Source organism: Ochrobactrum sp. AN78 (assembly GCF_029909885.1).
Classification (GTDB): domain Bacteria; phylum Pseudomonadota; class Alphaproteobacteria; order Rhizobiales; family Rhizobiaceae; genus Brucella; species Brucella quorumnocens.
Genome location: NZ_JASAMU010000006.1, coordinates 241568 through 257328 on the forward strand (window position 1 = coordinate 241568; position 15761 = coordinate 257328).

Below are 15761 nucleotides of genomic sequence, written 5' to 3' on the forward strand. Positions count from 1 at the left end.
TTGATAAATACAAAAGCCCGCGCCGAGCATTTGTTCGGCGCGGGCTTTTATTATCCAGTGATTTTCTTGACCCAGATCTTGGTGTCGTGAACCGCCAGACCACCATAAGGGGCAGCTGGCTCGGCCCCAATCAGAGTATTAATTCCCTCACCGCGCTCAAATGTGGAATTCGGAAAAATACCCTCCGACACCACCACGCCGCGTTTTTGACCAGCGCGCAGTACGGCATGAAGCACGACTTCACCGCGATGATTGCCGATTTCAATCCGCTCACCATCAGTGATATTAAGATCAGCCGCGTCGTCCGGGTGGATGAGAAGCTCTGGCCTGATTTCCTTGGCAAGCGATGTGGGCGTTTCGGCAAATGTCGAATTTAGGAAATTATGCGCTGGCGATGTTGCAAGGCGGAATGGATGGTCTGCATCCACAGCCTCAATCACATTCCAATAATCTGGAAATTCCGGCATCGACTGATGCGGTCCTTGCAGACCCATGACTTCCGGCGGTTTGTTGGGCGATGGGCTTCCAGTCCAGTCGGGACGGAAGCGGTATTTGCCATCCGGCCAGTTAAAGCCGTTAATGTAATGCGCTTCCTCAAATGGCGGCTGCAAATCGACAAAGCGCTTTTCCTTCAGTTCATCGAAATGCGGGAGATCGCTATTGGCATTCATATTGTCGATCAGCGTGCGCTCATCAAGGTCGAAGCCGGGCAAATGCGCAACGCCTAACCGCTTTGCAAGTTCGTTGATCACAAAGATGTTCGGCTGCGCCTCCGCAAGCGGTTCAATCAACTTGGGCCCAAGCACCACATGCTGCTGACCGCCGCCACGATAAATATCGTCATGTTCAAGGAAGGTCGTAGCAGGCAGAACGACGTCGGCCATCTTGGCCGTATCTGTCATGAACTGCTCATGCACAGCGACAAAAAGGTCTTCGCGAGCAAAACCTTCACGCACCAGACGCTGCTCCGGCGTCACATTCATCGGATTGGTATTCTGGATCAGCATCGCGGTCACTGGTGGACCACCATAAAGCGCTTCGCTATCACCCGTCAGAATGCGCCCGATCTTGGACTGATCGAGGAAACGGATATTCATATCCTGCATCGCGCGACCTTCGATCTCGCGCTTGTCCATCTTGAATATGCCGGAATTGGAATGGAATGCGCCGCCGCCTTCATATAAAAATGCGCCGGTCACACAGGCAATTGATGCAGCTGCGTGCATGTTGACCGCACCATTACGCTGGCGTGTGAAACCATAGCCAAGGCGGAAATAAGTCCGCTTGGTCTTACCCACCAGATGCGCAAACGCCTCAATCTCTTCGACGCTAAGGCCGGTGATTTCAGCTGCCCACTCAGGTGTGCGGGGACCAAGATGTGCTTCCAGCCCCCTGGGGTCGTCGGTGTAGCGATTAAGATAATCCCAGTCGGCAAGACCATCACGGAACAGAACATGCATGACAGCGCAAGCGAAAGCACCGTCGGAACCGGGTTTGAGCACAATGCCCATATCCGCCTGTCGGACGGTGGCATTGGCGTAGATGTCGATGACGACGATCTTGGCACCGCGGTCTTTTCGAGCGCGCACTGCATGGGTCATCACATTGACCTGTGTGGCTGCAGCATTGGTGCCCCAGATGACAACCACATCGGCCTTTGCCATCTCGCGCGGGTCTGGGCCTGTCAGACTTCCGGTTCCGGCAAAATAGCCAGTCCATGCCATATTGGTGCAGAAACTGTCGAACTGGTTCGAGTAACGCTTGGCAAAACGCAGGCGATTGATGGAATCTCGTTGCACCAGCCCCATTGTACCCGCGTAATAATAGGGCCAGACGCTTTCACTGCCATATGTTTCTTCGGCTTTGAGAAAGCGTTCTGCAATCAGATCAAGCGCCGCATCCCATGAGGCCTGCTTCCATTCGCCCTCGCCTTTGCGGCCAGTACGAATGAGCGGATGCTTCAAGCGGTCACGGTGATGAACACGTTCCGCGTAGCGTGCGACCTTGGCGCAAATCACACCCGCAGTGTAGCTATTATCCTTCGCGCCGCGCACACGGCCAATAGTGCGCTCATCCAGTAGCTCAATATCAAGCGCGCAAGTGGACGGGCAATCATGTGGACAAGCTGAATGTCCGATTTTGATGTTCGATCTGGATGATAGCTGGGTCATAAAGCTTTTTTAGCGCAAGCTCGCTTTGGCAGAAACGAATTTCTGATGGATTGAACCACCTGCGACGAAATAAATTTTTATGAAAGCCGTAAGGTGATAGCACCCAACACAATGAGACCGGCAGCCAGAAAACGTGGCAAGCCGACTTTCTCTTTGAGAATGAATGCAGAAATCAGCACACCAAACAGGATCGCTGTCTCTCGCAAAGCTGCGACTACTGCAATCGGCGCCATTGTCATCGCCCACAGGGCAAGGCCGTATGAGCCCAATGTCCCTAGCCCTCCAACCAGCGATGGACGCCAGCGGTTACGCACATAGTTTAGAAACCGATCCGGCTCACGATAGAGCGCCCAGCCAGTGAGCGGGAAGGCATTTATCAGAAACAACCACAGCGTATAGGACAAGGTATGGCCCGACGCGCGCACCCCAACGCCATCAATGATGGTATAGGCTGCGATAAAGCCCGCATTGGCTAAAGCAATCAGAGCAGTTTTGCTGGAAGTGCCGCCGTTACGACGCCTTGCTTCTAGCGCCATAGCCAGAACGCCCGAACAGATCAGGATTACGCCGATCCAGCTACGCCAGCCCATCACTTCGCCAATCAGTGGCGCGCTGACCAGCGCCACCAACAGGGGCGGCGTTCCGCGCATAATCGGATAGGCTTCGCTCATGTCGCCCGATTTGTAGGCGGCAGCAACCAGCGACATATAAAAGGCCTGCGTGATCGTCGATAGGCCAATAAATATCCAGCTCGACGGATGCGGCAGCGGCAAAAAGGGTAAGAAAAATACAGCGACTAATCCCGCTGCACCAGTAACACTGGCTGCTGCGAAAAACTTGTCGCCACTCCCCTTTACGATAGCATTCCAGCTTGCGTGAAGAAACGCGCCACAAAGGACTATCAGCAGAACACTACCAGACATGCAAAGCTCGACTCAGATGAGAGCGGATGATGACAGTTTTATGTCATATTTAACTGAGCTGGGATATTGCCGAAAGCGACGAGGCATGAAACAAGCGCGAACATGAATTACCGTCACGCCTATCACGCCGGGAACTTTGCTGACGTCGTCAAGCACGTCATCCTTTCCCGCATCGTTGAATATCTCAAGCGCAAGGATCAGGCCTTTCGTGTGATTGATACCCATGCGGGTATCGGTCTTTACGATCTGCGCGGCACTGAAGCTGAGAAAACCGGCGAGTGGACCGGCGGTATCAGTCGTGTGATGGATGCGGTCGAAAAAGGAGAAATTCCACAAGCGGCGATAGAACTGCTTGAGCCTTATCTCGACACAGTTCGTACGGTGAACAAAGGAAATAAGCTCAAGCATTATCCAGGCTCACCGCTCCTGACGAGACACCTGCTGCGCAAGCAGGATCGTCTTTCAGCGATTGAGCTGCACCCGCAAGATGCCAAAAAGCTGGCAAAGCTGTTTGATGGCGATTATCAGGCGCGCGTCATTGAACTTGATGGCTGGCTGTCGCTTGGTGCGCATATGCCGCCCAAGGAAAAGCGTGGGCTTGTGCTTGTTGATCCGCCGTTTGAAATAGAAGGCGAATTCGACCGTCTCGTGGATGGGCTCGTTAAGGCCTACAAGCGCTTTCCCGGTGGAACCTATGCGTTCTGGTATCCGGTGAAGGACCGCAAAGAGACGGAGCGGTTTTCGAAGCGTCTGCGCGAAACAGAGATTCCGAAAATCATGCGGATCGAACTTGCGATTCGCGCGCAGTCACTGGAACCTCGTCTTGATGGCACAGGAATGATTGTCGTGAACCCGCCCTTTACACTGGAAAGTGAGATGCAAATCCTGCTTCCCTGCCTTACCAAGTTGCTTAGCGAAGAAAAGGGGGGCAATTTCAGCATTCAATGGATACGCGGTGAGACGGATCGTACTTGACCGTTTCCAATTGCTGAATGAAACTGCGCCCAGACAAGTTTGGAAAAACGAGCTTCATGCTCGAATTGTGAGACAGGATAGAGACATGCAACGCAAGTTGGATCGCATCGGACAGTTTTCTCGGGCAGCCCTTCTGGCCGCTTCGGTTCTTCCCCTGACGTTCGCTTCCCTGCCCGCAAGCGCCGCTGACTATCTGACATCGGCACCAGCATCCGTCGGCGATGCCGGTCTTTGCAGCCAGCAAGGCGTTTTGCGCAGTGTCGTTGCTGATTTTGGTTATCAGGTCCGCAATGTTCCGAACCTGCCGCAGGTTGGTATTTCGGCCATGAGCGATGTTCGCCTCACCCGTTATGAACCAAAGAACAATCCAGCTCAGATCGAACGCACCTATTGCAAGGCCACTGCGGTTCTCAGCGATGGTCAGTACCGTTCGGTTTGGTACATGGTAGAAGAAGGACAGGGGTTTGCCGGTGTAGGCCAGAATGTAGAATTCTGCGTTGACGGCTTCGACCGCTGGTTTGTCTACGACGCAAGCTGCCGCGTTCTGCGCTGATCGTGAACATCATGCTGCGCAAACTGGCGGTACTATCAGCCGCCCTTCTTGCCACTTCTTTTACAGCGCTACCCGTAATGGCGCAGGACCGGGGCAATAATCGCCCCGGTGATTTTGATTTTTACGTGCTGTCTCTTTCCTGGTCTCCTAGCTATTGTGCTCTAGAGGGTCCAAGAGCAAACAAGCAGCAATGCGGCACCAGGCGTCCGTTTGGCTTTGTGGTTCATGGCCTTTGGCCGCAAAACGAGTGGGGTTATCCAGCAAATTGTCAGTTTGACAATGTACGCAGCCGTGGCAGCTTTGTTCCCCGCCAAATTGTTTCAAGCGTTTCCGATATCATGCCGTCAACAGGGCTAGTTGCGCACCAGTGGCGCAAGCATGGAAGCTGCTCTGGCCTCTCCCAGAACGATTATTTCGCGACTGTTCGCCAAGCCTATCAGCACGTGAACATTCCGCCGAGCCTCCGGAGTATGGCTGGAAACCGGCGTGTTGATCCGTTACTTGTTGAAAAGGCATTTATTGCGGCAAATCCTGACATGAAGCCTGACGGCGTGTCTATATCCTGCAAGAGCAACTATCTTCAGGAAGTGCGCATCTGCATGACCAAAGACCTCAAATTCCGTGCCTGCGAGCAGGTCAATAACAATGCTTGTCGCAGCCGATCCGTTATGATGCCCGCGGCTCGTTGAAACCGCACTCGCTTTTGTTTCTGCGCATTATCCTGCGCAAAATTGCTTCGCAATTCTGCCAGAAATGCTCTCGATAATTTCTCACTCAGGAATGAATATGACACAGATTCTCTATTCACCCGCCTCGCCGTATAGCGCGAAGGTGCGTATGGCCGCCCATCATGCGGATATTCCATTTGAAAGTGTGATGGTTACAACCTCTGCAGAACCGGAAACCCTCATCAACGCCAATCCGCTTGGCAAGATTCCGACATTGGTTACGGATGATGGCAAATCGGTTTTCGACAGCCGCGCGATCATGCAGTATTTGAACCGTGTTTCGGGCAGCAAGCTTTTCCCTCGCAATGCTGAAAAGCGCACCGACGCGGAACGTTTTGAAGCGATTGCGGATGGCTTGTCCGATGTTCTGCTCGCGCATGTTTATGAACGCCGTATGCGTCCGGAAGAAAAAGTGCACCAGCCATGGCTTGATCTGCAATGGCGTAAGGCGGAACGCGCACTCGATCTTTTGAATGAAGCTCCGCCTCGCCTTGCTGGCAAGCTTCATGGCGGACATCTGGCTGTGGCAGCCACGTTGGGTTACTTAGGCCTGCGCTTTGAAGGCAAATGGGAGCGTGGTCGCCCAAAACTTAAGCGCTGGATGAAGCGCTTTGAAGAACTGCATCCGGAACTTTCGAAGCTCCTGCCCCACGGTTAAAAATTCAGACAATAAAATTTGCGCAATAAAAAACCGGGCAGGAAACTGCCCGGTTTTTCTGTCCAATTACGAAGTAATTAGAACTTGTAGCCAACGCCAACGCGGATATCGTGGGTGTCGAGCTTGTTACGGACCGATTCAGTACCGAGATCGTATGTCTTGTTACCGAACTGAGTGTAACGGTATTCAACGCGACCAAGGATGTTTTCGGTCAGCTTAGCTTCCAGACCGGCACCAGCAGTCCAACCAACGCGGAACTTGCTTTCGTCTTCAATGCCGTTGTCGAGCTTAACCTGCGAACCAGCAACACCAGCGGTGATGTAAGGCATAACTGGGTTCAGGTCGTAACCAAGACGGCCACGGAGCGAGCCTTCAAAGCCCTGCTTGGCTTCCAGACCGTTCTTGGACTTCTTTGCCCAGGAATAACCTGCATCACCTTCAACACCGTATACGAACTGGTCCTGCTGGAAGTTCCAGCCAGCGTATGCGCCAGCCTTCATATCATCAGGCTTGATAGCGCCGTCAGTGTTGGTCTTTACCTTGTTCCAGCCGTAGCCGAGGTACAGACCGGTGTAACCACCAGCCCAGCTGGACTGTGGAGCCATTTCAACAGGAGCTGGAACAGGAGGTTGTTCCATGATGGCGTCAGCTGCGAAAGCAGTTGCAGAGAACGGCAGCAGCGCAGCCGAGGCGATTACAAGAGACTTAAGAGTGCGCATAGCATTCTCCTTACTTAAAATTACCTTTAGCGCGGTCCCTTATCGGGCGGACAGCATATTGGGGAGTGAACCGCCCATGCCGCGCTGACAGGACAGACATATCGAGGGTAAATGCGGCACGATCTGCCCCCTTCTGTGGAGAGAACCTGACGAGAAGGTGGCAAAATTGCGATGTTGCATTCTCGCAACGCTCCCACCGCACACCTATATAGGAACAAGCGGCATTTCATTTTATTGAACTGAAAGAGCTTGATCCAATTGAAGCCACTGAATTTGCTATGTTTTTGTCAGTAGTGAACAACACGCCTTTTAAATTTAGCTGTATTTTTTCCAACAAAATGGCATGAAATGAAGCGATGAATCACGATAAGAAAGTGTTTACCCTGTTGGAAAATCCGGAACCCAACCTGCTTGCAAATTGCCCTGTTCTGGTGACGGGCGGCGCTCGTCGCATAGGAAAGGCCATTGTTGAAGACTTGGCTGCCCATGGCTTTCCGGTGGCTATTCACTGCAACCGTTCTTTCGATGAAGGTGAGGCGCTTGCGGCCCAAATCGTTGAAAATGGCGGTGTAGCCTGTGTTTTACAGGCTGATCTGTCAGACGAAAACGACGTGCGTGGCTTGCTCCAGCAGGCAGCTGACCAGCTCGGACCGATTCGTTTGCTCATTAACAACGCCTCGCTGTTTGAAGATGATCGCGTTGGTGATCTGGATATGCAGCTTTGGGATCGTCATTTTGCGATTCATTTGAAAACGCCGGTGATTCTTGCCGAAGCAATGGCGAAAGCTCTGCCCGACGATGCAGAGGGCCTCATTATAAACATCATCGACCAGCGGGTCTGGAAACTGAACCCGCAGTTCTTTTCTTACACGCTTTCAAAGACCGCCCTATGGAATGCCACAAAGACACTTGCGCAAACGCTGGCACCGCGCATTCGGGTCAATGCTATTGCCCCCGGTCCTACTTTGCCGAGCGAGCGTCAGAATGCAGACGACTTTGAACTACAGGTTAGCCATTTGCCTTTGCAACGCGCGCCCGATCTGTCGGAATTTGGACGCACTGTTCGATATTTCTGGGAAAGCCGTTCAGTGACAGGCCAGATGATTGCCCTCGATGGTGGGCAGCATCTGGCATGGGAGACCCCAGATATTGCAGGAATTAAGGAATGACCGGACCACGCAAGACCAATGATGATGCCATTTCACACCTGCCGTCGGATGATGAGCAGGATGTGGCTGGCATTATTATGGGCGATGCAGAATCTGATGACGATGATGACGCAATCGAAGATGTGCCAGCCGTTGCCTCGGCTGCCGATTCCATTCAGTGGGATTCGTCAGATGGCTTGCCGGATACTAAAGGTCTGAGCGGCGCCGATATTATCAATGCCTTCGTCAAACGCTTACCGAATAACCCGGGCGTCTATCGCATGTTCAACAGCGATGGCGACGTGCTTTATGTCGGCAAGGCACGCAGCCTGAAGAAGCGTGTATCCAATTATGCGCGCGGCGTTGGTCATTCGAACCGTATCACCCGGATGATCAGTGAGACGGCGACGATGGAATTTGTGGTCACGCGCACCGAAACCGAAGCGCTGCTGCTTGAGGCTAATCTTATCAAGCGTTTGCGGCCGCGTTTTAACGTGCTGTTGCGCGACGATAAATCGTTCCCCTATATTCTATTAAGCGGCAATCACCGTGCGCCCGGCATTTTCAAACATCGCGGTGCGCGTACGCGCAAGGGCGAATATTTTGGCCCATTTGCTTCCGCAGGCGCCGTTGGCCGCACGATCAACGCGCTTCAGCGCGCATTTCTGCTGCGCACCTGCACAGATTCGGTTTTCGAAACACGAACGCGCCCTTGCCTGCTTTATCAAATCAAACGTTGTTCAGGTCCATGCACCCATGAAGTCAGTGATGAGGATTATGCCGAGCTGGTAGCGGAAGCCAAAGCCTTCTTGTCTGGTAAAAGCCAAACCGTAAAGGATCATCTTGCGGCAGCAATGCAGGCGGCCTCTGCCGAGCTCGATTTCGAACATGCTGCGGTTTATCGTGACCGCCTCTCGGCTCTTTCCCATGTACAATCGCATCAGGGCATCAACCCTCAGACGGTTGAAGAGGCCGATGTCTTTGCTATCCATCAGGAAGGTGGCATGACCTGTATTCAGGTCTTCTTCTTCCGCACTGGACAGAACTGGGGTAACCGCGCTTATTTTCCAAAAGCCGACAGTTCGCTCGGGCCTGCTGAAGTGCTTGGCGCGTTCCTTTCGCAGTTCTACGATGACAAACCCTGCCCGAAGCTGGTTCTACTCTCCGAAAGCGTTGAAGAACAATCGCTTATCGCTGAAGCGTTATCTTCGCGTGCGAGCCATCGCGTGCACGTCAATGTTCCGCAACGCGGAGAAAAGAAAGAACTGGTCGATCATGCTCTGACCAATGCGCGCGAAGCGCTGGGGCGGCGGCTTGCAGAAACCTCCTCGCAGGCACGCCTTCTGAAAGGCCTGGCGGAAACCTTTGGCCTTCCACATACACCGCGACGCATCGAGGTCTATGATAACTCGCATATCATGGGCACGAACGCGGTGGGTGGCATGATCGTTGCTGGGCCGGAAGGCTTCGTCAAGAATCAGTATCGTAAGTTCAATATCAAATCGACTGACATCACACCCGGCGATGACTTTGGCATGATGCGCGAAGTGATCGAGCGACGGTTTTCGCGGCTCGTCAAGGAACATGGTGAACCGGAGCCTGTCACGGGCACAGAAAACCTGGAAGCTGTCAACGATGCCTTCCCGGCATGGCCCGATGTTATTCTCATTGACGGTGGTCAAGGTCAGGTCGGAGCGGTCCGTCAGATACTTGGCGAGTTAGGCATAAGCCAGTTGGTGACGGCCATCGGCATTGCCAAGGGTGTGGACCGCGAAGCAGGACGCGAGCGCTTTTTTGTCGAAGGCAAACAAGCTTTTACGCTGCCGCCGCGTGATCCGGTTCTCTACTTCATCCAGCGTATGCGCGATGAAGCACATCGGTTCGCCATCGGCACGCATCGGGCACGACGCAAGAAGGAAATGGTTGCTAATCCGCTGGATGAAATTTCGGGAATCGGCCCAACGCGCAAGCGTGCACTCCTCCATCATTTCGGCACGGCAAAAGCCGTATCCAGAGCAGCAATTGAGGATCTGATGCAGATCGATGGTATATCGGAGGCCATGGCAAAGACCATTCACGACCATTTTCATGAACGATGACGTAATTTTGTCCGGGTTTGGGCAACTAATCCTGTAAGGGCGTCATTACGTCCCGGCAGAACAGACGCGCAGGTGTTGATTTTCTCTGTCATCCCTGATGATGTGCACCAACAACGAATGCGGCGGTACAATGCGGAAAAATCACACTCTCTCTTTACCCAACATTCTGACTTATGTGAGAATTCTTGCGGTGCCTCTGGTTGCTTTATGCTTCTTTGTTGAAGGCCGTCTTCATTCCAGTGATTTTGCTCGTTGGAGCGCGTTGGGAATTTTTGTTTTTGCGAGCATTACAGATTTTTTCGACGGATATTTAGCGCGTGCTTGGAAACAAACCTCCACGATAGGACGTATGCTCGATCCAATTGCTGACAAGCTCTTGGTTTCCACCTGTCTTCTGTTGCTCGCGGCCGATCCAGCAAAGACAATTGCTGGCTGGAGCCTTTGGGCTGCGATCATTATCCTTTGCCGCGAAATTCTTGTATCGGGCTTGCGTGAATATCTCGCCGAGTTGAAGGTCAGTGTTCCGGTTTCGCAACTTGCCAAGTGGAAAACCACAGCACAGATGGTTGCATTGGCGTTTCTGCTCGCTGGCCCTGCAGGGGAAAAAATCCTGCCTTACACAACCGAAATTGGCATTGGTCTGCTGTGGATTTCAGCCATCCTGACGCTTTACACCGGATGGGACTATTTTCGCGCAGGCCTCAAACACGTGATGGATTGATCGTCGTGCGCGTAAATCTGGTCTATTTCGCCTGGGTGCGTGAAAAAATCGGAAAGGGAGAGGAAGTAATCGAGCTTCCTTCCGAAAAGATCACTGTTGGTGAGCTTATCGCTCACCTCAAAAGCCTTGGCGATGAATATGAAGCGGCTTTTGAGCATGAGAGTGTCATTCGTGCCGCGATCAATCAGGAACATGCCGAACATGACGAACTCGTCAGAGACGGCAACGAAGTGGCGCTTTTTCCACCTATGACAGGTGGCTGATATGGCCTGTATATGACGAGCCAATCGACCTGTCCTCTTTTCATCAGCGTTAGCGATGCCGACTTCGACATCGCGGAAGAAATCCGCAAGCTTGGTGACGGTCGCAAGGATATTGGCGCCATCGTCAGCTTCACCGGTCTTTGCCGCGATGAAGGCGGTAAACTTTCCGCACTTGAGCTGGAACATTATCCTGGAATGGCAGAAGCCGAAGTTCTGCGTATAGCTCGTGACGCCATTAGCCGCTGGCCATTGTCTGGAGTTTCCATCATTCACCGTTTTGGGCTGATTAAACCCGGTGAAAATATCGTTCTCGTTGTCACTGCCTCAGCCCATCGTCAGTCCGCTTTTGAGGCCGCATCATTTCTGATGGACTTCATGAAAACGGGAGCCCCATTCTGGAAGCGGGAACATCTGGTTGATGGCGGAATCGGCGGCTGGGTAGAATCAAAAACCGAAGACGAGCAAAGCCGGGGACGCTGGTAGAAGACTTGAAACCCCTCACCTTTTGTGGGCAAGTTGTCGCAGGTAAAACTGTTTTTTACATGGAAAGAATTTCACTGACCCTGTTTAATCACGAATTAACTATTTAAGCCCCTAAAATATAGGGTATTTTGGATAGTGCGATGTCGCACCGCCACAATTTTCACATGAAGCAGCGTTTATTGTCTGCCTTATGAATCATGATGTTTACGGGCATAGGATCACTGACACATTCGATGGATTGTCAGCACCACCGAAAACACAGAGTAAGAAATGCGGGGAACGGAAGTTTCGGATTTGGCAATGCTAAAAGGACTTACGAAAACTCTTTCAATCGTGGCAGCTCTCGCTGCGGGCATAGGCGTGCTCGGGGGAGCGGCCATGTTTTTCACAACGTCCATGCCAACTGCCAGTATCGCAGCTGACAAGACTATTAGTGGTAAGGTTGTTTACCGTGAGCGCATCGCTCTGCCGCCTGAAGCGCACCTCATCGTGCAGCTCAATGATGTTTCCCTCGCGGATGCGCCTTCCAAGACTATTGGAGAAACACGGATCGAGGCTCCACAGGGGTCACCTATCCCTTTTGCCATCAATTTCGATACAGACGGTATTGAGCCGCAGCACACCTATGCTTTGCAGGCGCGTATCGTTGCCGGTGACACGCTTTGGTTTGTGAGCGACGAACGTTACACTATCGACCCAAAGAACCCTGATGAACCCGTTGAGCTGAAGGTCGTCATGGTTCGCAAGAGTGCCGATGAAGCCGTAACGATTGGCATCGAAGGCAAGGACTGGCTCGCTGAAGACATTCAGGGTGGCGGCGTCATTGATACCGCGCAAACAACGCTACTGGTGGACTCTGACGGCACTGTCAGCGGTTCGGGTGGTTGCAATCGCTTTATGAGCAAAGCAGTGATCTCAGGAAGCAGCATCTCGTTTGCCGAAATCGGCTCGACCTATATGCAGTGCCCACCTGCGCTGATGAATCAGGAACGCAAGTTCCTCGATGTTCTCGGCAAAACGCGCTCATACAAGATGGATGCGGGGAAACTCGTTCTGATCGATGAGGGCGGCGACGAGCTGGCAAGACTTGCCCAGAGTCTCTAATTCCTTCAAATTTAATAAGACGAACAAAAAAGCCCGGTCTCGCAACCGGGCTTTTTTATTTATCCTATCAGCAATTAGCCGACGATTTCGGTGCCGGAGAACCAGTAAGCGATTTCTTCAGCTGCAGTTTCAGGAGCGTCCGAACCGTGAACCGAGTTTTCGCCGATCGACAGAGCAAATTCCTTACGGATGGTGCCTGCGTCTGCGTTTGCTGGGTTGGTTGCACCCATAACTTCGCGATTCTTCAAGATGGCGTTTTCGCCTTCGAGAACCTGAACGATTGTTGGGCCAGACGACATGGATTCAACCAGCTCACCAAAGAAAGGACGTTCTTTATGAACAGCGTAGAAGCCTTCAGCTTCACGGGTGCTCATCCAAACGCGCTTAGAAGCAACAACACGCAGACCAGCTTCTTCGAGCTTGGAGGTGATAGCACCAGTCAGGTTGCGGCGGGTCGCATCAGGCTTGATCATGGAGAAGGTACGTTCGATTGCCATTATGACACCTTGTATGATGGAAAATTAGAAAAGTGAGGCTCTATAGCGTTGATAGCCCCGATTGCCAAGGGGGAGCCCCTTCACCAACTCTCTTATCAGCTTGAGACGGCAGGAAATTGACTGCATAGATGTGTAAATTCGATTCAGATGCGGGGCAGTCATGGAACAGCACTTTCAAATGTTCGCCTATTACAATCGATGGGCGAATGAATTGCTCTATTCAGCAGCCGCTGATTTAAGCGATGCTGAATACCGGCTGGATCTGGGACTATTCTTCGGGTCAGTGCACCGCACCTTCAATCATTTGCTGGTCACGGATCGCATCTGGATGAAACGCTTTACCGGTGAAGGCGATCACCCAAACCTGCTCGATGCTATTATCACTGACGATTTCATCACGCTCCGCGACATGCGACGCGCAGAAGATGAGCGCATCTGCAAGTATGTTGAAGGTATGAATGCGGAACAGCTCGCCGGTCGTTTTACCTATATGACGGCAACCAATGTTCGTACGATCAGCCAACGGGTTGCACCAGCACTTTCCCATCTCTTCAACCACCAGACACACCATCGCGGACAAATCCACGCGGCATTGACGCGGCTCAGCGCTGATGCACCTTCCTTGGATCTCATTCAGTTTCAGCGCACCGAAGCAGGCCGCCGCTTCGCCTGATAGTTGATAGTCGATACTTGCGGAAATATCCGAAGCCGTGCAAAAGCCTTTTCACCATGCTTATTCTTGACGACATCTCCGTACGTATCGCCGGACGCCTTCTGATCGACCACGCCAGTGTAACGCTGCCTGCGGGATCGAAGACGGGTTTTGTTGGCCGTAACGGCACCGGCAAATCCACGCTTTTCCGCGTCATCACCGGAGACCTTGCGTCGGAAACCGGGAGCATTTCGCTGCCGAGGAATACACGCATCGGTCAGGTGGCGCAGGAAGCGCCCGGCACCGAAGACGCGCTGATCGAAATCGTCATGAAAGCGGACAAGGAACGCGCAGCTCTTCTTGAAGAAGCTGAGACGGCAACTGATCCGCATCGCATTGCCGAAATTCATACACGCCTTGCCGATATTAGCGCGCATTCCGCAGAAGCACGAGCAGGTGCAATCCTGTCAGGTCTCGGTTTCAATGCTGAGGCACAGCGCAGGCCCGCGTCGGCCTTCTCCGGCGGCTGGCGGATGCGTGTGGCTTTGGCCGCAGTGCTGTTTGCTGAACCTGATTTGCTGTTGCTCGATGAGCCTACCAATTATCTCGATCTGGAAGGTGTTCTGTGGCTTGTCGATTATGTGAAGCGTTATCCGCACACTGTCATCATCATCAGCCATGATCGTGACCTGCTGAACTCGGCCACATCATCGATCATGCATCTTGACCAGAAGAAGATCAGCTTCTGGCGCGGCAACTATGATCAGTTTGAGCGGCAACGCCATGAGATGCTTGAACTTCAGCAGAAGGCGCATGCCAAGCAGGAAGCGCATCGCAAGCATATGGAATCCTTCGTGGAGCGATTCCGGGCTAAGGCCACCAAGGCCCGTCAGGCGCAGTCGCGCATGAAGGCTTTGGAGAAGTTGAAACCCATTGAGCTTTACGTTGAAAGCAATGTGCAGCCGTTCCGCTTTCCCGACGCGGACAAAAAGACAGCATCGCCAGTCATCGCACTTGATAATGCAGATGTCGGTTATGTGCCGGGGAAACCGGTGCTGCGCAATGTCACGTTACGCATCGACAATGACGATCGCATTGCGCTGCTCGGCTCCAATGGCAACGGTAAGTCGACTCTTGCCAAACTGATTGCCGGACGTTTACAGCCAGAAAAAGGGAATTTGACCCTTTCTCCCAATCTAAAGGTCGCGTTCTTCGCACAGCATCAGATGGACGATTTGATCCCTGAAGATAATGCGATTGAGCATGTGCGCAAACTCATGCCGGGCGAGTTGGAAGCCAAAGTACGTGCGCGCGTGGCTCAGATGGGGCTTTCAACCGAGAAAATGCTCACACCTGCCAGAGACCTATCCGGTGGCGAAAAGGCACGTCTTTTGATGGGCCTTGCCACTTTTCATGGTCCAAACCTGCTGATCCTCGACGAGCCGACCAACCACCTGGACATCGATAGCCGTGAAGAGCTTGTGCATGCGCTCAATGCGTTTAATGGCGCGGTGATCCTCATCGCCCACGACCGCCACCTGATCGAAGCAACCATGGACCGCCTGTGGCTTGTGCGCGAAGGTGGTGTAAAAGCATTCGATGGCGACCTTGACGAGTATCGTCAGATTGTTCTGGCCGATGCGAAGGGCGAACAGCTTTCTGAGCGTGACGAAGGTCCAAAAGTCAACAAGGCGGAGCAGCGTAAGCTCGCAGCCCAGAAGCGCGAAACATTGGCCCCCTTGCTCAAAAAGATCAAGGAAACCGAGAGCTTGATGCAGAAACTGCAGAAACAGATTCAGGGCTTCACTTCACAACTGGAAGATCCCGCTCTTTATGAAAAGGAACCGCAGAAAGCGATCCGGATCAACAAAGAGATGAGCGATGCAAAATCAGCTCTCGCAAATGCGGAAGACAAATGGCTGGAAATGTCTTCTGAATACGAAGAGGCAATGGCTGAGTAGAAATCCTACACATCGTGCTTTGTGCGCCAAAGAGGGCGCATGGAGTTCTAAAGCATGTTCGCGGGCGCTCAAATGGATTCATTTGAGCGCCCGCGAACATGCGACA

16 protein-coding genes are annotated in these 15761 nt (G+C 52.7%); 12 read left to right on the forward strand and 4 right to left on the reverse strand.

Features of this window, described 5'->3' with window-relative positions; genetic code table 11:
- Nucleotides 1-50: 50 nt before the first annotated feature.
- Nucleotides 51-2171, reverse strand: coding sequence for a molybdopterin oxidoreductase family protein (locus QBD00_RS13705; protein WP_318579765.1), 2121 nt, complete (start codon nt 2169-2171; stop codon nt 51-53).
- 77 nt (nt 2172-2248) lie between these two features.
- Complete coding sequence (locus tag QBD00_RS13710; RefSeq protein ID WP_095446355.1) at nt 2249-3094, reverse strand: DMT family transporter; 846 nt, start codon at nt 3092-3094, stop codon at nt 2249-2251.
- A 102-nt stretch (nt 3095-3196) separates the two neighbouring features.
- Here QBD00_RS13710 and QBD00_RS13715 point away from each other — a divergent pair, with 102 nt between their 5' ends.
- The 4 genes from QBD00_RS13715 (at nt 3197) to QBD00_RS13730 (ending at nt 6008) form a co-directional block, all read left to right on the forward strand.
- Complete coding sequence (locus QBD00_RS13715) at nt 3197-4069, forward strand: 23S rRNA (adenine(2030)-N(6))-methyltransferase RlmJ (RefSeq protein WP_095446354.1); 873 nt, start codon at nt 3197-3199, stop codon at nt 4067-4069.
- A gap of 85 nt (nt 4070-4154) precedes the next feature.
- A complete protein-coding gene (locus QBD00_RS13720) occupies nt 4155-4622 on the forward strand; it encodes a hypothetical protein (protein WP_095446353.1) in 468 nt (155 codons plus the stop codon).
- Nucleotides 4623-4633: 11 nt separating this feature from the next.
- Nucleotides 4634-5311 (forward strand): ribonuclease T2 family protein, encoded by a 678-nt coding sequence (locus QBD00_RS13725; protein ID WP_264233692.1) that lies wholly within the window; start codon nt 4634-4636, stop codon nt 5309-5311.
- Between the two features lie 97 nt (nt 5312-5408).
- Nucleotides 5409-6008 carry a glutathione S-transferase gene (locus QBD00_RS13730; RefSeq protein WP_318579766.1) on the forward strand — a complete coding sequence of 200 codons (600 nt, stop codon included), beginning with the start codon at nt 5409-5411 and terminating at the stop codon, nt 6006-6008.
- 77 nt (nt 6009-6085) lie between these two features.
- Here the strand turns inward: QBD00_RS13730 and omp25 are convergent, their stop codons facing one another.
- Complete coding sequence (omp25, locus tag QBD00_RS13735) at nt 6086-6727, reverse strand: outer membrane protein Omp25 (protein ID WP_095446350.1); 642 nt, start codon at nt 6725-6727, stop codon at nt 6086-6088.
- Nucleotides 6728-7083: 356 nt separating this feature from the next.
- On the opposite strand from omp25, the gene QBD00_RS13740 reads away from it, so the two are divergent.
- The 6 genes from QBD00_RS13740 (at nt 7084) to QBD00_RS13765 (ending at nt 12545) form a co-directional block, all read left to right on the forward strand.
- On the forward strand, nt 7084-7896 hold the full coding sequence (locus tag QBD00_RS13740; RefSeq protein WP_151091454.1) for an SDR family oxidoreductase: 813 nt from the start codon (nt 7084-7086) through the stop codon (nt 7894-7896).
- Nucleotides 7893-9974 carry an excinuclease ABC subunit UvrC gene (gene uvrC, locus QBD00_RS13745; RefSeq protein ID WP_318579767.1) on the forward strand — a complete coding sequence of 694 codons (2082 nt, stop codon included), beginning with the start codon at nt 7893-7895 and terminating at the stop codon, nt 9972-9974. The genes QBD00_RS13740 and uvrC overlap by 4 nt, the downstream gene beginning before the upstream one ends.
- Before the next feature lie 130 nt (nt 9975-10104).
- Nucleotides 10105-10695, forward strand: a complete 591-nt coding sequence (pgsA, locus tag QBD00_RS13750) for a CDP-diacylglycerol--glycerol-3-phosphate 3-phosphatidyltransferase (protein WP_094577449.1) — start codon at nt 10105-10107, stop codon at nt 10693-10695.
- 5 nt (nt 10696-10700) lie between these two features.
- Complete coding sequence (moaD, locus tag QBD00_RS13755) at nt 10701-10958, forward strand: molybdopterin converting factor subunit 1 (protein WP_095447865.1); 258 nt, start codon at nt 10701-10703, stop codon at nt 10956-10958.
- Nucleotides 10959-10970: 12 nt separating this feature from the next.
- Nucleotides 10971-11441, forward strand: a complete 471-nt coding sequence (locus QBD00_RS13760) for a molybdenum cofactor biosynthesis protein MoaE (protein WP_318579768.1) — start codon at nt 10971-10973, stop codon at nt 11439-11441.
- Between the two features lie 300 nt (nt 11442-11741).
- Nucleotides 11742-12545 carry an META domain-containing protein gene (locus QBD00_RS13765; protein WP_095446346.1) on the forward strand — a complete coding sequence of 268 codons (804 nt, stop codon included), beginning with the start codon at nt 11742-11744 and terminating at the stop codon, nt 12543-12545.
- A gap of 74 nt (nt 12546-12619) precedes the next feature.
- Here QBD00_RS13765 and ndk read toward each other — a convergent pair whose 3' ends face one another.
- Nucleotides 12620-13042 (reverse strand): nucleoside-diphosphate kinase, encoded by a 423-nt coding sequence (ndk, locus tag QBD00_RS13770; RefSeq protein ID WP_095446345.1) that lies wholly within the window; start codon nt 13040-13042, stop codon nt 12620-12622.
- A 160-nt stretch (nt 13043-13202) separates the two neighbouring features.
- On the opposite strand from ndk, the gene QBD00_RS13775 reads away from it, so the two are divergent.
- Complete coding sequence (locus QBD00_RS13775; protein WP_095446344.1) at nt 13203-13715, forward strand: DinB family protein; 513 nt, start codon at nt 13203-13205, stop codon at nt 13713-13715.
- 56 nt (nt 13716-13771) lie between these two features.
- Nucleotides 13772-15655, forward strand: a complete 1884-nt coding sequence (gene abc-f, locus QBD00_RS13780) for a ribosomal protection-like ABC-F family protein (RefSeq protein ID WP_318579769.1) — start codon at nt 13772-13774, stop codon at nt 15653-15655.
- Nucleotides 15656-15761 lie beyond the last annotated feature (106 nt).